The organism is Tessaracoccus sp. MC1865 (assembly GCF_017815535.1).
GTDB lineage: Bacteria > Actinomycetota > Actinomycetes > Propionibacteriales > Propionibacteriaceae > Arachnia.
This window is the reverse complement of sequence record NZ_CP072596.1, coordinates 1,038,581-1,057,098: the sequence shown is the minus strand read 5'-3', so window position 1 is coordinate 1,057,098 and position 18,518 is coordinate 1,038,581. Positions and strand designations below refer to the sequence as shown.

Below are 18,518 nucleotides of genomic sequence, written 5' to 3'. Positions count from 1 at the left end.
CAGGACCAGGGATCTTTGTCAGCGGGGGCAGTCGCAGCGCTCGGGGACGGGAACGCCCTCGAGGGCCTCTTCGATGTGGGCTCCGCAGCCCTGCCAGGTGGGCTTTCCGCACCGGGCGCAGGTGACTTTCATGCACATGGCGTATCTCCTCAATCGTTGTCGATGACGACGGTGGTGGCGTCCGTGACGAAGCCACCCAATAATCTACGCCCGATTCCCTGGAAGTTATGGGCGTCTCCCGTGGTGAGGAAGATGCGCTCCGCCTCCCGTGGCTGGTGGTGCAGCAGGCCCGCCTGGGTGAGCTGCGAGTAGGTCGACTGGGCGCAGGCCTCCGCCGACGAGACCAGTGTGACGCCGGTGCCCAGCACGTAGCCGATGAGGCCCTGGAGCAGCGGGTAATGCGTGCAGCCGAGGATCAGCGTGTCGACCTGGGCCTTCTTGATGGAGGCCAGGTACTCCTCCGCGATGCCCAGCAACTCGTCGCCGCCGGTGATGCCTGCCTCCACGAATTCCACGAAACGCGGGCAGGGCTGCGGGGTCAGGGAGATGTGGGGCGCGATGGCGAAGGCATCTTCGTAGGAGCGTGAGTTCACGGTCGACTGCGTGGCGACCACGCCGACCCTGCCGTTGCGGGTGGCGGCGACCGCGCGGCTCGCGGCGGGCAGGACGACCTCGGTGATGGGCACGTCGTACCGTTCCCGGGCGTCGCGCAGCACGGCGGAGGATGCAGAGTTGCAGGCGATGACGAGCGCCTTGACGCCGCGCTCCACGAGGTGGTCCAGCCCCTGGAGGGCGAACCTGCGCACCTCCGCGATGGCCCGGGGGCCGTACGGCGCGCGCGCGGTGTCGCCGAGGTACACGAAGTCTTCGTTGGGCAACTGCTCGACCAGCGAGCGGAGGACGGTGAGACCACCGAATCCGGAGTCGAAGACGCCGATGGGTTGTTCGATGCTGGTCACGAGCGGTGATTCTAGCCCTCTGCCCCAATCCTCCAACTATGTGGGTGTGCAGGGCCCTTCCCTGGACCGAGGCTTGCACGCCCACATCGTTGGGGAACTCAGAGGGGTTCGAAGCGAGCCTGGAAGAAGCGCAGGTACCGGGGCTCGTGGACCATCCTGAGCCCACTCACGGATTCGCGGTGGTCGAAGCAGGCCTTCACCGATTCGGCCACCACATCCATGTGCGCCTGCGTGTAGACCCGCCGCGGGATGGTGAGGCGCGTCAGCTCCAGCTTCGGACGGTGGTTCTCACCGGTCACGGCGTCACGGCCGGCCGACACGATGCCCCGTTCCATGGCCCGGATCCCGGACTCGAGATACAGCTCCGCGGCCAGGGTCTGGCCGGGGAACTGGTCCTGCGCCAGGTGCGGATAGAAGTCTCGCGCGTCGAGGAAGATGGCGTGGCCGCCCACCGGTTTCACGAACGGGATGCCCCACTGCTCCAGGAGGGCGCCGAGGTACCGGACCTGGCCGATGCGGCTCTTCATGTAGTCGTCGTTGAGCGCCTCACGGATGCCGATCGCCATGGCCTCCATGTCGCGTCCAGCCATGCCGCCGTACGTGTGGAGGCCCTCGTAGACGACCACCAGGTTGCGCGCCTCCTCGAAGAGTTCGCGGTTGTTGGTGCTCAGCCAGCCGCCGATGTTGACCAGCGGGTCCTTCTTGCCGGACATCGTGGCGCCGTCGGTGTGCGAACAGAACTCCCGCAGGATCTCGGCGATCGGCTTGCCCGCGTAGCCCTCCTCGCGCTCCTGGATGAACAGGGCGTTCTCCATCGCGCGGGTGGCGTCCAGGTAGATCGGGATGCCGTGCTGCTGGGTGAGTTCGCGGACGGCACGCAGGTTCGCCATGGAGATGGGCTGCCCGCCAGCCATGTTCACCGTCGCCGCGACGCAGACGTACGGAATCTTGTCGGCGCCCACCTCGTCGATCAACGTGGAGAGCTTCTCCAGGTCGACGTTGCCCTTGAACGGGTGCAGCGAGTGCGAATCGTGCGCCTCGTCGATGATGATGTCGTGGAAGGTGGCACCGGCGCGCTCCTGGTGGAAGCGGGTGGTGGTGAAGTACATGTTGCCGGGCACGTGGTCCCCCGGCTTGATGAGGCTCTGGGACAGCAGGTTCTCCGCGCCGCGCCCCTGGTGGGTGGGCACCAGGTACTCCCAGCCGTAGCATTCCCGCACGGTCTGTTCGAGGTGGTAGAAGTTCTCGCTGCCTGCGTAGGCCTCGTCGCCCAGCATGATGCCGGCCCATTGGCGGTCGCTCATCGCGTTGGTGCCGGAGTCCGTCAGCAGGTCGATGTACACGTCCCGCGAGCGCAGCAGGAAGGTGTTGAACCCGGCCTCCGCGAGCGCCTGCTTCCGCTCCTCGGCGGTGGTCATGCGCAGCGGCTCCACCATCTTGATCCGGTAGGGCTCAGCCCAGCTGCGTCGGTCCTGCTGCTGTCCCATGGTGTGCAGGGAGCTGGGTGGTTTCGCGTCTCCTGGCATCCACCGATCCTAGGCGTCCGGGCCTGTCAATGGTTCGTAATCGTCGGGGTCGTACACCGACCCGGTGCGCAGGCAGCGCTCCCGCGAGTCGATGAGGTCCTCCAGGATGTAACCCAGCCATTCGACGAGGTCCACCAGGCCGGGATTCGCGGAGGCGACCGCCGGCGTCGGCCGGGCCAGCCGCTCGGTGCCGGCCAGTTCCGCCCACCAGAACAGCCGCAGCGCGCCCAGGGTCCGGGCCCAGTCGTCGACCGCGCCGAGCGTCACCGGGATGTAGTCGTGGTAGGCGTCCAGATTGTCGACGACCACTTGGGCCGCCTCGATCCGCGCCCTCGTCTGGGCGTGGATGGAGTCGCGCCAGAACTCGTCCGTCTGCTTCGCGTCGCCCAGCGCGGCCGGGAACAGCCGGGCGAGGCGGGGGTTGGCGAGCATGCGGTTGGTGGGGTCGTCGGACATGTCGGCGACGATCTGCTCGAACGGGTCGTCGCTCTCGGCGGGGAGGAGCTCCTCCAGGTGCTGGGTGTAGAACCGCACCATGGAGGCCAGCCCCTTGTCGCGGCCGTCCGCGCCGTCGAATTCCCAGACGATGTCCTCAGGCTCCAGGGTCACGACTGCTCCATCGTGGCCCACAGGTTGTACCCCTGCATGGCCAGCACGTCGCGTTCCATGGCTTCTCGGTTGCCGCTGGAGACCACAGCTTTGCCTTCGTGGTGCACGCGCAGCATGAGCTCCTCCGCCTTCTCCAACGGGTACTTGAAGTACTCCTGGAACACGTAGGTGACGTAGCTCATCAGGTTGACCGGGTCATCCCACACGATGGTGACCCACGGCGCGGCGCTCAACGGCGACTCCGTGGGTTGCTCGACGACCTCAACCCCTCCTGCTGGTGCTTGGCTCATGCCCCCTACTCTGCCACTACGCTGAAGCGCATGACCACAGCCCTGCTGACCGATCATTACGAGCTGACGATGGTGCAGGCGGCGATGAACGCCGGCACCGCGCAGCGGCGGAGTCTGTTCGACCTGTTCACCCGTCGCCTCCCCGAAGGTCGCCGCTACGGCGTCGTGGCCGGCCTGGGGCGCGCCATCGATGCCATCGAGAACTTCCGCTTCGGCGACGAAGAGCTCAGCTTCCTGTTGGGGAAGAACATCATCCACGACGAGTTGGCCGAGTACCTCGCCACCTACCGGTTCACCGGCGACATCTGGGGCTATCCCGAGGGAGAGGTGTACTTCCCGGGCTCCCCCGTCCTGTCGGTCGAGGGCACCTTCGCCGAGGCGGTGCTCCTGGAGACCGTCCTGCTCAGCATCTACAACCACGATTCCGCCATCGCCGCCGCCGCTTCACGGATGACCGCGATGGCCGGCAACCGGTCCTGCGCGGAAATGGGCGCCCGCCGAACGCAGGAATATTCAGCCGTCGCCGCCGCCCGGGCCGCATACGTGGCGGGCTTCGCATCCACGTCGAACCTCGAGGCGGGCCGCACCCACGGCATCCCGACGATCGGCACCGCCGCCCACTCGTTCACGCTGCTGCACGACACGGAAGAGGACGCGTTCCGCGCCCAACTGGCCACGCTGGGCGACAACACCACGCTGCTCGTCGACACCTACGACGTCGAGGCCGCCATCCGGCTGGGCGTCGAGCTGACGGAAGGCCGGCTCGGGTCCATCCGCCTGGATTCCGGCGATCTCGCCATCATGGCCCGCCAGGCGCGAGACCTCCTCGACGACCTCGGCGCCACCGCCACGAAGATCATGGTCACCTCAGACCTCGACGAATGGCAGATCGCGCAGTTGCAGGGCTCCCCCGTCGACGGTTACGGCGTCGGCACGTCGCTGGTGACCGGCTCCGGCCACCCCACGTGCGGCTTCGTCTACAAGCTGGTGGCCCGCGCTGAATCCGAGGCGCCCGACGCCCCGTGGGTGCCGGTCGGTAAGAAGTCCAAGGGCAAGAACACTCTGGGCGGCCGCAAGTTCGCCATGCGCCGGCTGGGCTCCGACGGGCGGGCCGAATCCGAGGTGATCGGGCTGGGCACCCCGCCGGTCAACGACGGCAACGACCGCGAACTCCTGGTGCCCATCTACCAGGACGGAAAGCTGGTGCACCACGCCACGCTCGACGACGCCCGTCGCCGCCACCGCGAATCACTGGCTGAGTTGCCGCTGTCCGCCCTGCGGATCTCGAAGGGAGACCCGGCGCTGGAGACCGTCATCCTGGACGCCGCCGGCGATGTGACGACCAACCCGTACCAGGCCGCACCGATCGTCACGAACCTCTGACGCGGTCAGCGGGCGGCACCCACCGCCTCGTTGGAACTTCCGACGGCGTCGGTGGCGTCACCTCCGGCGTTGAGCACCTCGCCGACGCCGCCGGGCATGGACAGGCCCGGCACCCCCGTCACGGCGCTGACTCCGCCGAGCGCGGCGTTGCCCGCCAGGGTGGTGGGGATCTTGATGGGGGCGGCCAGCGCGGTGAGCAGTGCCTTGTCCACCAGCCCGGCGCCCTTCTTGGCCTTCTGGATGGCCAGGAACAGCTCGCGGATGGCCTTGAGGACGTCGGCGACCTTCTTCATCACGGCCTGAATCTTCGTCAGGGCACGTGCCAGCGCCTGGAGCACCTTGGCGGCCCGCTCGACCCCCTTCAGCACAGTGGCCAACGCCTGCGCACCCTTGGCCAGGTTCGCGGCGACCCAGGCGACTGCGGACGCGCCGGCGGTGAAGACGGCCAACGCCCCCGCCACCGCCAGGGATGACACCAGGAACTCGATGACCCCGCGGATGATGTCCAAGATCAGGTTGGCGCAGCTGACGCTGGTCTCCGCGGCCGAGCGCAGGATCTCCTGCGTCTGCGAGATCGCCGGCGCCAGCGACTCGAGATTCTGCCGCACCTGCCGCATCTTCGCGTCGAACGCCATCCGTGCCTGGCCATCCCACATCCCGATGCCGGCCCGCGCCGATTCCACCTCCGCCCCAAGCTGCTGTACCCGTTGGGCGATGGCGTCGTAGGTGGGCGCGTAGCCGGCGACCCTGTTGGGATCGCCCGTGATCCAGCGCAGCGCCTCAGAGGTCTTCTGGTAGGGCCATTCGAGCACCTGCTGCACGGGCCAGGGGCACTGCTGGTACCAGGAGTCCAGGGAGTTGTTGTACTCGGTCACTGCCCGGCCTCCCCGAAGAAGTTGTTGATGGCCTCCGTGGCGGCGGTGTCGATCGCCTCGTACGACTCCGCGGACAACTGGAGCCCATCCGACGTGGAGCCCAGCACGTCAGCCAGTTCCTGCAGGACGGTGGTGCACTCGGCGGTGTGCTCCTGGAAGGACTCGAAGATGCGCGTCTGCAACCATGGGACGCGTCCGAAGTCTGCCTGGGTCAGCTGCACCGAGCCCAGCGTCGACACCTGGTCACTGGCTGTGGCGTGCATCTCGCCGAAACGCTCTCCGGCGGCGCGTAGGTCCGGGTAACTCACAGCGAAATCTGTCACCGGCCTAACGTACGTCACGCCGGGTCCACCCCTGGTCATGCTTCAATTCCCTCATGTCTGATTTCCCACGCGATGCTCTCGACAGCCCCCAGTTGAGGGAACTGATGGCACTCGCCGAGGCCACCTACACCGGCCACAGCCAGGACGGCTCGGCCACGGCCGTCGTCGACGGCGGCCTGTCGGTGCTGTCCACCGACGCCGGGCCCGTGGAGCGGCCTGCCCAGGCCGGGACGGCCCTCGTGCAGGCCATCAACGACGCACTGGCCAACGCCGAGCGCGACATCGAGAGCCGCGTCGAATCCGGCAGCCTGCTCTCCCCGCAACTCCGGGCGGTGTTCGAGACGGGGGTGCTGCCCGACGACGATGCGCCTCCGGTGGGAGACGTGCTGCGCACCTTCGAAGGAGCCTCTGACGACGGCGCGGTGGTCATTCAGGTCGACGCGAGGACGCGCCGTCTCACGGCCTGCTACGTACAGGACGTGCGGCCGGAGACCCTTGCCCAGGTGCCCGCGGCCGCGAACCGGGCGCTCGCCTCGTCGCAGGTGGGGCGCGACGACGCCCAGCCGCTCAGCGAAACCCTGGACAAGCTGCTCAGCCACTTCGACACGGACATGACTGCCCTGGAAGGACGCCTCACCGCCGTCGACGACCAGCTCAACGAGATCCTGCGCAAGCTCAGCTAGCGCAGCCTGTTACCGCGGGAGGCCGACAAGCTCACGCCACGCCGTGACGAGCCGCTGGGCGCGCCGCCAGAAGAACAGGCCTGCGACGAGCCGCACCATCGAGCCGTCCGACATCGTGAGCCGCAGCCGGCCGTGCTGCCCCAGCCGTGGGTCGTGCCGGATCTCCGCCACCGCATCGAGCGGCCAGGCGCCCTTGACGACGGGGGTGCCGTTCACCGGCAGGTCGACGGCGAGCACCCGCGCGTCGGTCAACACCAGGTGGGCGTGTCCGTCGAAAGCCCGCGCCACGTCGGCGGCCAGGGATGCCTGCGAGCCGTTCAGCGTCAGGCCGGAGATGGCTGACTCGGCGGCCCGGTTCCACCGGGGCACGGTCAAACCGTCGATGATGTCGAACGTGACGACATTGTCCTCGGGGCCGGTCTGCTCGCTGCCCGCCATGTAGGCGACGTACGGCGCAGCCACGATGCGTTCCCCCGGCTCGAGGACCCGGGCGAACTCGTCCGCGTAGATCTTCACGGGATCAAACATGGGGCACCTTCCGTTCAACGACTGGCCCGAGTATGCCGCACCACAGGGCGCAGGATGCGTGCTCACCCAGGGGTCAGCCCCAGCGCGACTCGGGCTGGCTGTCGACCCCGTTCATCACCGCGGCCAGGCGTCGAGGCAGCTCGGCCTGGAAGATCTCCGCCAGGTCCAGGCGATGCCCGGTGGCGTCGCCCAGCGGTACCCGCCAGTTCGGGTACTCGTTGATGGTGCCCGGCTGGTTCTGGGCCCGGCGCTCCCCCACCGCGTCGGCGAGGGCCGCGAGCAGCACCTTCGACGGCGTTCGCAGCAGGAATTGGTGCAGCGCGAGCATGACCTCGACGGGGTCGTCGCGGTGCGCGGGATCCAGCAGGCCGTCGACGATGAGCTTGGTCACCCAGTCAGCCTGCTCCTGCTGCGCCGCGGCGAGTTCGGTCTCGAGCGGCTCCGTGAGCAGCCCCAGGTCATGCCGGAGCCGGACGTGGTCGCCGGCGAGGTAGCCCAGCGTCGGCGGAAGGTCGTGAGTGGTGACCGAGGCCATGCAGTACTCGCGCCACCACTGGGCGTCGAGCGGTTCCCCCTGCAGCCCGGATTCGAACCACAGCACCGAGGTGCCGAGGAGCCCACGGCGTGAGAGGTAGTCGCGCACCCAGGGCTCCACCGTGCCGAGGTCTTCCCCGACGACGAGTGCCTGGGCGCGCTGCGCCTCCAACGCCAGGATGCCGATCATGGCCTCGTGGTTGTTGCGCACGTAGGTGCCTGCGGTGGGGCCCAGCCCCTGCGGCACCCACCACAGGCGGAACATGCCGATGATGTGGTCCACCCGCAGGCCACCGACGCGGCGCAACGCCGCCGCCACCATGGCACGGAACGGTTCGTAGGCCAGTTCCTCGAGCCGGTCAGGGCGCCAGGGCGGCTGGCCCCAGTCCTGCCCCGACTGGTTGTACTGGTCCGGCGGTGCCCCGACGCTCATGCCTTGGGCGAACACGTCAGGCATCATCCACGTCTCGGCGCCGTAGCGGTGCACGCCGACGGCGAGGTCTGTGACGATGCCCACCGGCATGCCCACCTCGTCGGCGACGGTCTGGGCGGCGGACACCTGCGTCTGCGCCACCCACTGCAGCCACTCGAAGAAGTCCACCTCCTCGGCGTTCGCCTCCGCGAAGGCAGCCACCGCGGGCGACGAGGGCGAGCGGTAGGCCTCCGGCCACTCCGCCCAGAACTGACCGAACTCGATGCTCAGTGCGCTCCAGAGTGCGAAGAACCGCAGGCCGATGCCCTCGCGGCCGCGGAAGTCCTGGAACGCGATGTGCCTGGCCGGGCGCATGCCCGCCCCGTGGATGATCCGCAGGGCCTCGAGCTTCAACGGCCAGATGGCGTTGCGGTCCACGATGCCGGAGGTGTCGGCCGCCTCCTGCGCCTGCTCCAGCAACAGCTTGATCCGCTTGCGCTCGTCCTTGCCGAGGGTGGCGTACTCGGGGATGGATTCGGGGTGGATGTAGATGGGGTTGATGAACCGGCGGCTGGCGGGCAGGTACGGCGACGGCTCGATCGGGGGTGCCGGCTCAGCCGCGTGGAGCGGGTTGATCAGCACGTAGCCGGCGAACTGGCGCGTGCCGGACCAGGTGATGAGGTCTGCCAGGTCGCCCAGGTCGCCGATGCCCCAGGAACGCGAGGAGGTGACCGAGTACAGCTGGGTGCCGTAGCCCCAGATCCGGTCGCCGCGCATGCGCGTGGGGAAGCCGACGAAGCTCGGCGTGATGATCAGCGACGACCGGTGCTTGCCGGCGACGGTGTGCGCCACGATCTCGTGGTAACCGATGGGCAGGTCGTCGCCCAGCCAGAAGGTCGCCTCCCCGATGGGTGCACCGTCGACCCACCGGTCCGGTCTGGCGTTCTCCGACTGCCACGTGGTGCGGGTCTCGCCGGATTCCAGCCGCACCGAGATCTCGACGGAGGTCCCGGCGGGGACGTGCACGTCGACGTGGATGCCCTGGCCCTCTTCCGCCACGGTGCACGCGGGGAGGGTGCGGCGCCAGCGGTCGTCCTCCAGCCGGGTGAGCGCGTCGTCGGCCGCCTGCGGGGTGGAGGCGTCGATCTCGAAGGCGCGGAGCACCTCGATGATGGTCTCGGCCGGAATGGCCTGGTGGCGGCCCTTCCAATCCCAGAATTCCTGGGCGATGCCGAACTTCTCCGCCAGCTGGGCAAGCCCTGGGTACACGTCGCTCACCGCAACGACCCTAACGGATCTTCAGGACGACGGTGCGCGCGATGAGGTCTGCGAGTGTCTGCTTGCGCGGGGTGAAGGCCGCGAAGAGCCCGTTGATGAGCCCGATGAAGGACAGCGCGTAGAGCACTGGCGACACGATGGAGCGCAGGACGATCGTGCCCCAGCCCATCTTGGCGTCCGGATTGGCGGCGGGCACCGTGCGGGCACCGATGGCCATCTGTCCGAGCGTGGCGCTCTTCCAGGCGTACATGGCGATGCGGTACACCGCCCACACCGCCACTTGGATGAGGGACAAGATGAGGACCGCCTCATTGAAGTCCGCCGGGAGGTCCGGCGGCGCTGTGGTCTGGCTCTCGGACCAGACCATCAGGTCGCGGAACCACTGCTCCATCGCGCCCGTGGCGCGCGCCGTGATGCCGGTGGCAGCGCCCACCAGCCAGTTGGGGATCATGATGACGAGGCCGTCGATGATGAAGCCCAGCACGCGCCACCAGAAACCGGCCGGACGCGGCAGCTGCTGCGCTCCGTAGCCGGCGCCGTAGCCCTGCACGCCGCCGTAGGGCTGCTGCCCGTACTGCGGTTGATAGGGCTGCTGTCCGTACTGGGGCTGCTGCCCGTAGGGCTGCTGGCTGTACTGCTGCTGGGGCTGCTCCCGCTGCTGTGGGGGGCCGGCGTAGGACTGCGTCGCGCCGTAGCCGGACGCCCCGGCCGACCCACCGGGGGCTGCGCCCGGCGCTGCCTCGGGAGCCGCCTTGTCCCGGGTGGACTGCGACCATGCAACGCCGTCCCAGAACCTCTCACCCCCGGATCCGGCGGGATCCGGGTACCAACCGGCGGGGGGCTGCTGCGGGGTATTCGTCATGGTTCCAAGGATGCCAGAGATCAGCGGACTTCCCCGGCGGCTTGTTTTTAGGGGAGAATGCTTATCGCAATGGAGATGATCGGGCGCTACAGGATCACCGGACGTATCGGGTCCGGGTCTTTCGCCACCGTCTACCGCGGCCAGGACGACACGCTCGACGTGCCGGTGGCCGTCAAGGTGCTCGCCGATAACTGGGCCACCAACGACGATGTGCGCGCCCGTTTCCTGGCGGAGGCGCGCCTCCTGCGCCGGATCTCGGATGAACGCATCGTGCGGGTCTACGACATCGGCACCACGGACCGGGGGCAGCCCTACTTCGTGATGGACCTCGCCAACGGCGGGTCGCTGGAGCAGTTGCGCAAGCGCATGGTGGCTCCCGGCCTGGCGCTACGGCTCTGCGCCGAGGCCGCCCGCGCGCTCGAGGTGCTGCACCGCAACCAACTGGTGCACCGCGACATCACGCCCGGCAACATCCTGCTCACGAACTCGTCTGGCGGCGTGCGGGTGATGCTCGCAGATCTCGGCGTGGCGAAGTCGCTGCTGGACGAGTACCGCGACACCATGACGGCCGGCACCCCCGCCTACATGGCGCTGGAACAGGCCAACTCGTCGCAGCTGGACCAGCGCTCGGACATCTACTCGCTGGCCTGCGTCACCTACGCCCTGCTGACAGGACGCCCGCCGTTCCCGGTCAAGACGCTCGCGGAGTTGCTCAGCCGCAACCACACCATCGGCCCGGCCGCCATCGCGGACCAGATCGGCGCCCCGGAACTGCTGGACCAGCTGATGGCCTCGGCCCTCTCGCCGGATCCCAACCGGCGCCCCCAGACCGCCGCCCAGTTCGCGGAGGTGCTGGACCGCTTGGCGGACAAGCTCCCCGGCGGCGACTCGTACCAGCCGCGGCCCATCACCTCGACGACGGCGGTGATCGGGCAGATGCCCTCCGCGCCGCAGCCCATGGGCGCCCTGATCAGCGGCGGCAGGCAGAACGGTGGCAGTCTCCCTTCTCGCAGCGAGACCCCGGCCTCCATGCTGGACAACTACATCGGCCGCGGTCGCTACGCCCCGAAGAAGTCGGTCGAGACACACTCGCCGTGGTTCTACGTGTGGGTCACCAGTTCCGCCATGCTCCTGCTCGGCCTGACGATCTGGCTGACCATCTACGTGCTCACGCGCTGAGCACGCAACTCGTTCTCGATCCAACCGATGCGTCGGCTGAGCGCAATGGCCGCCACCGCGAGGAGCAGCACCGCACCGAGTGACACCGTGTAGCTGAGCTTCCTCGGCTCCCCAAACAGCAGCGCGGTGTAGATGCCGCCGGCGACCGCGGTCACCACGGAGTTACCGACCGATTCGGCCAGTTGGAGCGACGACTGGTGCCGCCCCTGCTCGAACTGCGACGACAACCCCATCACCGCCACGGAGCTGCTGGGCATCGTGAGCCCCATGCCCAGCCCTGCGACGATCCACCCGGCCAGCGCGGCCGCCAGCGGCATCCCGGCGTACCAGGCGAAAGCCACCAGCGTCGCGATCCCGAACGCCGAGAGTGCCGCCCCCAGCGTGATGAAGGCGTCTCGGCTGAGGGGCACCCAGCGCTGCGCCTGCAACCACGACGCGAGGGTCCACCCGAGGCTGCCGACGGTGAGCGCGAGGCCCACCTGGAACGGCGTGTAGCCGCGCAGGTGCTGGAGCGTGACCAGCACGATGGTCTCGGCCGCGAAGAAGGCGCCCGCCTGGGTGGCGCGGGCCAGGACGATGCTCGGGATACCGGGCCCGAACCCCAAAGCCTTGGGCGCGATGATGCGCTTGAGCCCCCAGGCCAACGCGGCCACACCCGCGGTGGCAGAGACCCAACGCCAGAGCCCCAGCGGCTGGCCGGCGAGCAGGATGAACGACGGCGCCAGCGTCACCGCGATGGTGGCGGCGACCGGGACGGGCGGCACGTCGCCGTCGCCGTGGAACTCCGCCTGGACGCGCCGCAGCCCGGGCAACGTGATGGCGAACGCGATGACCATCAGCGGCACCATCACTGCGAAGACCAGCCGCCAGTTGGTCAGCGTCAGCCAGGCGGCGATGGGCGGGCCGACGAAGGCCGGGAGCAGCCAACAGAACGACACCAACGCCATGGCCTTGGGGCGGTCCTCGGGCCGGAACCCGTGCGCGACGATCACCATCAGCGTGAGGTTGAGCGCGCCGGCACCCAGGCCCTGGACGACGCGGCCGGCGAGCAGCACCCACACCGACGGAGCGAGCCAGCCCATCACCAGCCCGATGCCGAACAGCGCGAAGCCCACATAGATGGGGAGCGACGGGCCGCGCCGATCCGTGACCCGGCCGGCCACGATGACGGCCAACAGCATGCCCGACACGAAGGTGGTGAAGGCCCAGGGGTACAGGACGGCGGCGCCCAGGTCCTCCATGACGGTGGGCAACGCCGTCGCGATGCCGATGGCCTGGAAGGCGACCGCGAAGACGCTCAGCATGATGCCCACGATGAGCGCCCACCGTCCCTGCGTCATGAAACCTCCTTGGCCGCGCCCCATTGTGCCGCACGTGTCTCTGCGCGGCCACGTAGAATCTGTCGCATGAGTGAACTGGCCCCCGGATCCCAGACGGTTGTTGACGAGCGCACGGAGTTGTTCGAGGACGGCGACCAAGACCGCTTCTCGCACTACGTGCCCAAGGACAAGCTGATGAAAGCCATGGTCACCGGCACGCCGGTCGTGGCGTTGTGCGGCAAGGTCTGGGTGCCCACCAAGAACCCCGACAAGTTCCCGGTGTGCCCTGAGTGCAAGGAGATCTGGCAGACGCTGAGGCCGGGCGAGTAACACCAACTGTTGGGCAAAAGAATCGCCGGCGAGCAGGTGCTCGCCGGCGACTCGTTTCGGTAGCGGGTTCGCTCAGTAGCGGTAGTACTCGGACTTGTACGGGCCGGCGACGTCGACACCCAGGTAGGCGGCCTGCGTGGCGGACAGTTCCGTCAGCTTCACGCCCAGCGCACCCAGGTGGAGGCGCGCCACCTCCTCGTCCAGCTGCTTCGGGAGCACGTAGACGCCCACCGGGTAGTCGGCCGGCTTGGTGAACAGCTCGATCTGTGCGAGCACCTGGTTGGTGAACGAGTTGCTCATCACGAACGACGGGTGGCCGGTGGCGTTGCCCAGGTTCAGCAGTCGCCCCTCGGACAGGACGAGGACGGAGTGGCCGTCGTCGAAGCGCCACTCGTGGACCTGCGGCTTGATCTCGACCCGCTGCACATCCGTGCGGGCCTCGAGGCCGGCCATGTCGATCTCGTTGTCGAAGTGGCCGATGTTGCCGACGATGGCCTGGTGCTTCATGCGGGCCATCTGCTCGTGCGAGATGACGTTGAGGCAGCCGGTGGCGGTGACGAAGATGTCTGCGGTGTCCACCACGTCGTCGAGCGTGGTGACCTGGTAGCCGTCCATCGCGGCCTGCAGCGCGCAGATGGGGTCCACCTCCGTCACGACGACCCGGGCGCCCTGGCCGCGCAGCGACTCCGCACAGCCCTTGCCGACGTCGCCGTAGCCGCACACGACGGCGACCTTGCCGCCGATCAGCACGTCGGTGGCGCGGTTGATGCCGTCGATGAGCGAATGACGGCAGCCGTACCGGTTGTCGAACTTGGACTTGGTGACCGAGTCGTTGACGTTGATGGCCGGGAACAGCAGCGTGCCGTTCTTCGACATCTCGTAGAGGCGGTGCACTCCGGTGGTGGTCTCCTCGGTCACGCCCTGGATCGACGCGGCGAGGGCCTCCCAGTCCACCTGACCGAACGCGTCGCGCAGGGTCTGCTTGACGACGCGGAACTCGTGGGAGTCGTCGTCGGCGTCAGCCGGGGCCTCGCCCGCGCGCTGGGCTCCGACGCCCTGGTGGACGAGCAGCGTGGCGTCGCCTCCGTCGTCGAGGATCATGTTGGGGTGCCGGCCGTCCGGCCATTCGAGGATCTGGCGGGTGCACCACCAGTACTCCTCCAGCGTCTCGCCCTTCCACGCGAACACCGGGACACCCTGCGGGTTGTCCGGCGTGCCGTCGGGGCCGACGGCGATGGCCGCGGCCGCGTGGTCCTGGGTGGAGAAGATGTTGCACGAGGCCCAGCGCACGTCGGCGCCCAGCGCCACGAGGGTCTCGATCAGCACCGCTGTCTGGATGGTCATGTGCAGCGACCCGGCGATCCGGGCGCCCTTCAGCGGCTTGGAGTCACCGAACCGTTCGCGCATGGCCATGAGGCCGGGCATCTCATGCTCGGCGAGGGTGATCTCCTTGCGGCCGAAGTCGGCCAGGGACAGGTCAGCTACACGAAAATCCACGGGCCCAACTCTACATGGCGGCCACGTGGGCCAGCGCGAGGTCATATCCACCCACGCCGCAGCCGATGATGATGCCGGCCGCCTTGGCCGACAGCACGCTGTGTTCCCGGAAACCCTCGCGCGCGTGCACGTTGGAGATGTGCACCTCCACGTACGTGGTCAGCGCCGCAGCATCCGCGATGGCATACGAGTAGTGCGTCCAGGCCCCTGCGTTGAGGACGACGGGGAGGCCACCGTCGGCCGCCTCGTGGAGCCACTCGATCATCTGGCCCTCGTGCTCCGTCTGCCGGACGTCGACCTCGAGGCCCATGCCTTCACCGGTCTCGACGAGGTGCTCGGCTAGGCCGGCGTAGGTCATGGCGCCGTAGATCTCCGGCTGACGGGTACCGAGCCGGCCGAGGTTGGGGCCGTTGAGGACGAGAACCTTGCGCATGCGCTGAGGATATCGGTCACTCGGTGGCGGTCAGGCCGATCTCCAGGTAAGCAGCGCCGTAGAGGCCCTTCTGCAGCAACGTGATGTAGCGCTCGACGTCCGTGGCGCCGAGGTCCGCGTCGCCGGACGAGACGCGGGCGACCCGCAGGCCGCGCGATTCGGCCACGTCAGCCAGGTCCATCGCCACGCCGGACACCCGGTCCGGCAGTTTGTCGTCGTCGAGCAGGACCAGCACCGGCTGGGTCTCGGAGTCGCCGTCGAAGGGGTCTGCGAACGGGTCACGGATGGGGGCGGAGGTCAGCAGGGTGCGGATCTCCGACGCATCTGCGGCGAGGGCGGGGCGACCACAGGCGCGGCGGACCGCTTCGGCTATGCGCCGCGACGCACGTGCGGCCAGCGTCGTGCCACCCCAGATCAGCGGCAACCTGTCCGCGAGCGCGAGCGCGAGCTCCTTGCCGGGGTTCTCCGACAGGTCACTTGTGGGCGCGCACGCCTCGGCCACGAGGTCTGCCGCGTCTGCCACATGTTCGGGGTACACCAGCGGCCCGAGCCCGAGCGCGCCCAGCTGGGCCAGCACAGACACGGCGGCCGCGACGGGGTCGTTCTCCTCCAGCGGAATCAGCGTGGTGGTGTTGGAGCGCGTCACCTCCGTCAGTTCGCAATCCTCCGGGGCGGCGACGATCAGCGTGGCGCCACGACGGTTGGCCTCCGCGGCGCACTGCACCACCCACCCGGGGGTGTCCGTGGTCCCGAGGATGACCGCGAGGTCCAGAGGACCCACCCAGGCGGGCAGCCCGGGGCCCGGCCAGGCCATGAACGGCACCGGGCAGGCGGGCTCGAGCACGGCGCGCACCAGCCTGGACTCGGCACCCATCGCCAGCACACCCCGCGGGCGGTCTGCCCGCTCGAGGTGCCCGTGCGGCTCGGTCAGCGCGGCGCGCCGGATGCGGGCACCGGCCATGGCCAGGGCGCGAAGGCCCTCGTGCTGCTCGAGATCAGCAGCTTCGAGGCGCGAATCGTCGAACTGGGGGCCGTTCACTGGGTGCTACGGGCCTGGTCGATGAGCAGCACGGGGATCCCGTCGCGCACCGGGTACGCCAGCGCACAGGCGTTGTTGGTGCACACGAGTTCCTGCTGGTCGTAGTCGACGGCGAACTTGGCGTGGCACGCGGGGCACGCGGCGATCGCCATGAATTCGGGCGACAGCTCGAGAGTTTCGGCCATGGTTCCTCCTCAGTGGTGAAGTCAGCTTAGTCGGGCTGCCCGGCCCGGACGAGGGCGAGCACCTCGTCGCGCAGGGCTTCCATCGTGGCCTGGTTGCGGGCCTCCACGTTCAGCCGCAGGAGCGGCTCGGTGTTGCTGGGGCGCAGGTTGATCCACCAGCCCTCCGTAGGGTTGCGGACGCTCAGCCCGTCGAGCCGGTCCGCCTCTCCCCTGCCCTCGAACGCGGCGGCGACCGCGTCCATGCAGGCCTCCGCGTCGTCGACGGTGGAGTTGAGTTCGCCGGAGCGGCGGTAGGAGTCGTAGACGGCGGCCAGCTGCGAGAGCGGCCTGTCCGCGGAGCGGAGCAGTTCGATCACGTGCAGCGCTGCGAGCATGCCGGTGTCGGCCGACCAGAAGTCGCGGAAGTAGTAGTGCGCGGAGTGTTCCCCGCCGAAGACGGCGCCGGTCTCGGCCATCAGCGCCTTGACGTAGGTGTGGCCCACGCGCGACTGCCGGATGGTGCCGCCGGCCGCCTCCACGGCCTCGCCGACGCCCCAGGAGGTGATGGTGTTGGTCACGATGGTGGAACCGGGGTGCTTCGCCAGTTCCGCCACCGCGATCATGGCGGTGATGACCGAGGGGTCCACCACCTCGCCCTGCTCGTCGATGATGAAGCAGCGGTCGGCGTCGCCGTCGAAGACCAGACCGAGGTCGGCGTCGTTGTCGACGACGGCGCGCTGCGCGTCGACTAGGTTCGCGGGCTCCAGGGGGTTGGCAGGATGGTTCGGGAACGAGCCGTCCAGGTCGAGGTAGAGGCCGACGATGTCGAGGGATCGCCCGGCCAGCGCGGTCAGCGCGGTGTGACCGGCCATGCCGTTGCCCGCGTCGACAACGACGGTGAGCTCGCGCTCCCCCGTGGCCGGGACCAGATCGCCGAGCTTGTCCGCGTAGTCCTCCAGGCAGTCGAGTTCGCGGACCTCGCCCCGCACCTCGTCGCCGAGTTCGACCGTGGCGGCGAGGTCACGCAGCCGGTTCATGAAATCCGGCGGCACGGGCCTGGCGTCCGCCAGGCAGAACTTGATGCCGTTGTATTCGGACGGGTTGTGGCTGGCGGTGAACTGCACGCCGGGCAGGCTCAGCTGGCCCGACGCGAACCACAGCTGGTCCGTCGAGCTGAGGCCGATGTCCACCACGGAGGCGCCGGCGCGGCGCGCCCCGTCGATGAAGGCCCAGGACAGTTCGCGGCCGAGCACCCGCATGTCGCGGCCGAGCACGAATTCCTCCGGCTCGAGCAACTCGACGAAGGCGGCGCCCAGCGCCCGGGCCCCGTCAAGGTCCCACTGTGGGTTGTCGCCGACGACGATGCCGCGGATGTCGTTGGCCTTGAAGATGTCTCGCTCAAGCACCTGCTCAGGGTAGCGAACCTGGTCACTCGCCCGTCGGGACGAGCCGCAGGTGGCCGCCACGGGCCGGATCGGGCGCAGCGGCGACGACGGGGATGACCACGCTGGTCAGCGGCGGCGCGACGTCGTCATTCCGTAGGCCGATGGCCCGCACCGCATCCGCCAGCGCCATGAGGTCGTCGGACGTCTCCTGCGTGGGGGCGGGGGCGGTGCCGTTGAGCGGCAGCCGGATCATCTCCCAGCCGTTCGGCGGGCTGGTGCGCTCCGCGTGGCGCTGGCACAGGTCGTAGATCCCCGGTTCCGGCGTCAGCGACAGGGGCCCCAGGACCGCCGTGGAGTCTGCATAGACGTACGTCATCGTCGCCACCGCCGGGGCGGCACACGCGGTACGGGAACAGGAACGCACCCGAGCAAGGTATCTCACCCGCTACTAGAGTGGCGACATGCCACGCAGAAGAGACCGACATGACCGCGGAATGCGGGGCCCGTTGGCCACGCCCAACCCGCTGTCGGGCAAGCCGGTGCCCCTCGGCCGGCCCACGCGCGTGGACTACTTCAACGAATGCGTCACCAACGCGATGGTCGACATCGCCGGTGCCTGCCCGGATGCGCTGAACGGGATCATCGTCGGGGTCGAGGAGGTTCCCCACCTGCGTGGCGGTTGGACGGGAGACCGCGTGCCGCTGTCCGCGGCGGTGGAACCGAGCAGGGGCCGGAAGGCCCAGATCGTGATCTTCGAGCGTCCGCTCGAGCACCGCGCCTCGTCGCGCGCGGAATTGCGCCGCCTGGTGCACCGCACCATCGTCGAGCAGTTGAGCACGCTCACCGGCCGGAGCATCGAAGACCTGGGGGGCGACGAGAACTGGGACGACTGGGACTGACGCCCGCCGGA

Annotated in this window: 21 protein-coding genes; 5 read left to right on the top strand and 16 right to left on the bottom strand. The window is 68.9% G+C overall.

The features are described 5' to 3' along the window. Positions 1-149: 149 nt before the first annotated feature. From murI to clpS, 4 genes are all read right to left on the bottom strand, one after another. Positions 150-959 (bottom strand): glutamate racemase, encoded by an 810-nt coding sequence (murI, locus tag J7D54_RS04780; RefSeq protein WP_182764462.1) that lies wholly within the window; start codon positions 957-959, stop codon positions 150-152. Positions 960-1,057: 98 nt separating this feature from the next. Continuing rightward, complete coding sequence (locus J7D54_RS04775) at positions 1,058-2,485, bottom strand: tyrosine phenol-lyase (RefSeq protein ID WP_182764463.1); 1,428 nt, start codon at positions 2,483-2,485, stop codon at positions 1,058-1,060. Between the two features lie 9 nt (positions 2,486-2,494). After that, positions 2,495-3,094, bottom strand: a complete 600-nt coding sequence (locus tag J7D54_RS04770; protein WP_076060363.1) for a DUF2017 family protein — start codon at positions 3,092-3,094, stop codon at positions 2,495-2,497. Then, positions 3,091-3,384 carry an ATP-dependent Clp protease adapter ClpS gene (gene clpS, locus J7D54_RS04765; protein WP_182764464.1) on the bottom strand — a complete coding sequence of 98 codons (294 nt, stop codon included), beginning with the start codon at positions 3,382-3,384 and terminating at the stop codon, positions 3,091-3,093. Before clpS ends, J7D54_RS04770 begins: the two co-directional genes overlap by 4 nt. Between clpS and J7D54_RS04760 the strand changes: the two genes are divergently transcribed. Further along, positions 3,343-4,767, top strand: coding sequence for a nicotinate phosphoribosyltransferase (locus J7D54_RS04760; protein ID WP_371811079.1), 1,425 nt, complete (start codon positions 3,343-3,345; stop codon positions 4,765-4,767). The two genes, clpS and J7D54_RS04760, sit on opposite strands and share 42 nt — an antisense overlap. Before the next feature lie 5 nt (positions 4,768-4,772). On the opposite strand, the gene J7D54_RS04755 is transcribed toward J7D54_RS04760, so the two are convergent. Both J7D54_RS04755 and J7D54_RS04750 read right to left on the bottom strand, forming a co-directional pair. After that, a complete protein-coding gene (locus J7D54_RS04755) occupies positions 4,773-5,642 on the bottom strand; it encodes a WXG100 family type VII secretion target (protein ID WP_182764466.1) in 870 nt (289 codons plus the stop codon). Beyond that, on the bottom strand, positions 5,639-5,965 hold the full coding sequence (locus J7D54_RS04750; protein ID WP_182764467.1) for a hypothetical protein: 327 nt from the start codon (positions 5,963-5,965) through the stop codon (positions 5,639-5,641). The genes J7D54_RS04755 and J7D54_RS04750 overlap by 4 nt, the downstream gene beginning before the upstream one ends. A 53-nt stretch (positions 5,966-6,018) precedes the next feature. On the opposite strand from J7D54_RS04750, the gene J7D54_RS04745 reads away from it, so the two are divergent. Beyond that, on the top strand, positions 6,019-6,648 hold the full coding sequence (locus J7D54_RS04745; RefSeq protein WP_182764468.1) for a YbaB/EbfC family nucleoid-associated protein: 630 nt from the start codon (positions 6,019-6,021) through the stop codon (positions 6,646-6,648). Between the two features lie 9 nt (positions 6,649-6,657). On the opposite strand, the gene J7D54_RS04740 is transcribed toward J7D54_RS04745, so the two are convergent. The 3 genes from J7D54_RS04740 to J7D54_RS04730 all read right to left on the bottom strand — a co-directional run bounded on the left by J7D54_RS04740 (position 6,658) and on the right by J7D54_RS04730 (position 10,262). Continuing rightward, the gene (locus J7D54_RS04740) at positions 6,658-7,176 is read right to left on the bottom strand and encodes a hypothetical protein (protein ID WP_182764469.1); all 519 of its coding nucleotides are present in this window, start codon (positions 7,174-7,176) and stop codon (positions 6,658-6,660) included. Between the two features lie 73 nt (positions 7,177-7,249). After that, positions 7,250-9,400 carry a 4-alpha-glucanotransferase gene (malQ, locus tag J7D54_RS04735; RefSeq protein ID WP_182764470.1) on the bottom strand — a complete coding sequence of 717 codons (2,151 nt, stop codon included), beginning with the start codon at positions 9,398-9,400 and terminating at the stop codon, positions 7,250-7,252. A gap of 10 nt (positions 9,401-9,410) precedes the next feature. Beyond that, the gene (locus J7D54_RS04730; protein ID WP_182764471.1) at positions 9,411-10,262 is read right to left on the bottom strand and encodes an RDD family protein; all 852 of its coding nucleotides are present in this window, start codon (positions 10,260-10,262) and stop codon (positions 9,411-9,413) included. Between the two features lie 69 nt (positions 10,263-10,331). Here J7D54_RS04730 and J7D54_RS04725 point away from each other — a divergent pair, with 69 nt between their 5' ends. After that, positions 10,332-11,441 carry a serine/threonine-protein kinase gene (locus J7D54_RS04725; RefSeq protein WP_182764472.1) on the top strand — a complete coding sequence of 370 codons (1,110 nt, stop codon included), beginning with the start codon at positions 10,332-10,334 and terminating at the stop codon, positions 11,439-11,441. Here J7D54_RS04725 and J7D54_RS04720 read toward each other — a convergent pair. After that, a complete protein-coding gene (locus J7D54_RS04720; protein ID WP_182764473.1) occupies positions 11,423-12,781 on the bottom strand; it encodes an MFS transporter in 1,359 nt (452 codons plus the stop codon). The two genes, J7D54_RS04725 and J7D54_RS04720, sit on opposite strands and share 19 nt — an antisense overlap. A gap of 66 nt (positions 12,782-12,847) precedes the next feature. Here J7D54_RS04720 and J7D54_RS04715 point away from each other — a divergent pair, with 66 nt between their 5' ends. After that, positions 12,848-13,090, top strand: a complete 243-nt coding sequence (locus J7D54_RS04715; protein ID WP_182764474.1) for a DUF3039 domain-containing protein — start codon at positions 12,848-12,850, stop codon at positions 13,088-13,090. Between the two features lie 72 nt (positions 13,091-13,162). Here J7D54_RS04715 and ahcY read toward each other — a convergent pair whose 3' ends face one another. From ahcY to J7D54_RS04685, 6 genes are read right to left on the bottom strand one after another with little or no spacing between them, the layout of a single operon-like run. Next, a complete protein-coding gene (gene ahcY, locus J7D54_RS04710) occupies positions 13,163-14,632 on the bottom strand; it encodes an adenosylhomocysteinase (RefSeq protein WP_182764475.1) in 1,470 nt (489 codons plus the stop codon). Then, a complete protein-coding gene (locus J7D54_RS04705; protein ID WP_182764476.1) occupies positions 14,598-15,020 on the bottom strand; it encodes a type II 3-dehydroquinate dehydratase in 423 nt (140 codons plus the stop codon). The genes ahcY and J7D54_RS04705 overlap by 35 nt, the downstream gene beginning before the upstream one ends. A gap of 16 nt (positions 15,021-15,036) precedes the next feature. Next, the gene (locus J7D54_RS04700) at positions 15,037-16,059 is read right to left on the bottom strand and encodes an SIS domain-containing protein (RefSeq protein WP_245244143.1); all 1,023 of its coding nucleotides are present in this window, start codon (positions 16,057-16,059) and stop codon (positions 15,037-15,039) included. Continuing rightward, positions 16,056-16,244: a Trm112 family protein gene (locus J7D54_RS04695; protein ID WP_076060328.1), complete on the bottom strand. Its 189-nt coding sequence runs from the start codon at positions 16,242-16,244 to the stop codon at positions 16,056-16,058. The genes J7D54_RS04700 and J7D54_RS04695 overlap by 4 nt, the downstream gene beginning before the upstream one ends. Positions 16,245-16,270: 26 nt before the next feature. Continuing rightward, on the bottom strand, positions 16,271-17,629 hold the full coding sequence (gene manB / locus J7D54_RS04690) for a phosphomannomutase/phosphoglucomutase (protein WP_182764477.1): 1,359 nt from the start codon (positions 17,627-17,629) through the stop codon (positions 16,271-16,273). Positions 17,630-17,651: 22 nt separating this feature from the next. Next, the gene (locus J7D54_RS04685) at positions 17,652-18,032 is read right to left on the bottom strand and encodes a DUF3499 domain-containing protein (RefSeq protein WP_256437890.1); all 381 of its coding nucleotides are present in this window, start codon (positions 18,030-18,032) and stop codon (positions 17,652-17,654) included. A gap of 37 nt (positions 18,033-18,069) precedes the next feature. Between J7D54_RS04685 and J7D54_RS04680 the strand changes: the two genes are divergently transcribed. Next, positions 18,070-18,507, top strand: a complete 438-nt coding sequence (locus J7D54_RS04680) for a metallopeptidase family protein (RefSeq protein ID WP_182764479.1) — start codon at positions 18,070-18,072, stop codon at positions 18,505-18,507. The last annotated feature ends 11 nt before the right edge of the window (positions 18,508-18,518 follow it).

Bases quoted from the DNA above. Each gene is read 5' to 3' on its own strand.
- J7D54_RS04720 (WP_182764473.1), bottom strand. From the start codon at position 12,781: ATGACGCAGGGACGGTGGGCGCTCATCGTGGGCATCATGCTGAGCGTC.
- J7D54_RS04680 (WP_182764479.1), top strand. From the start codon at position 18,070: ATGCCACGCAGAAGAGACCGACATGACCGCGGAATGCGGGGCCCGTTG.
- J7D54_RS04715 (WP_182764474.1), top strand. From the start codon at position 12,848: ATGAGTGAACTGGCCCCCGGATCCCAGACGGTTGTTGACGAGCGCACG.
- J7D54_RS04725 (WP_182764472.1), top strand. From the start codon at position 10,332: ATGGAGATGATCGGGCGCTACAGGATCACCGGACGTATCGGGTCCGGG.
- J7D54_RS04775 (WP_182764463.1), bottom strand. From the start codon at position 2,485: ATGCCAGGAGACGCGAAACCACCCAGCTCCCTGCACACCATGGGACAG.
- J7D54_RS04740 (WP_182764469.1), bottom strand. From the start codon at position 7,176: ATGTTTGATCCCGTGAAGATCTACGCGGACGAGTTCGCCCGGGTCCTC.
- ahcY (WP_182764475.1), bottom strand. From the start codon at position 14,632: ATGACCTCGCGCTGGCCCACGTGGCCGCCATGTAGAGTTGGGCCCGTG.
- clpS (WP_182764464.1), bottom strand. From the start codon at position 3,384: ATGAGCCAAGCACCAGCAGGAGGGGTTGAGGTCGTCGAGCAACCCACG.
- J7D54_RS04730 (WP_182764471.1), bottom strand. From the start codon at position 10,262: ATGACGAATACCCCGCAGCAGCCCCCCGCCGGTTGGTACCCGGATCCC.
- J7D54_RS04745 (WP_182764468.1), top strand. From the start codon at position 6,019: ATGTCTGATTTCCCACGCGATGCTCTCGACAGCCCCCAGTTGAGGGAA.
- J7D54_RS04695 (WP_076060328.1), bottom strand. From the start codon at position 16,244: ATGGCCGAAACTCTCGAGCTGTCGCCCGAATTCATGGCGATCGCCGCG.
- J7D54_RS04705 (WP_182764476.1), bottom strand. From the start codon at position 15,020: ATGCGCAAGGTTCTCGTCCTCAACGGCCCCAACCTCGGCCGGCTCGGT.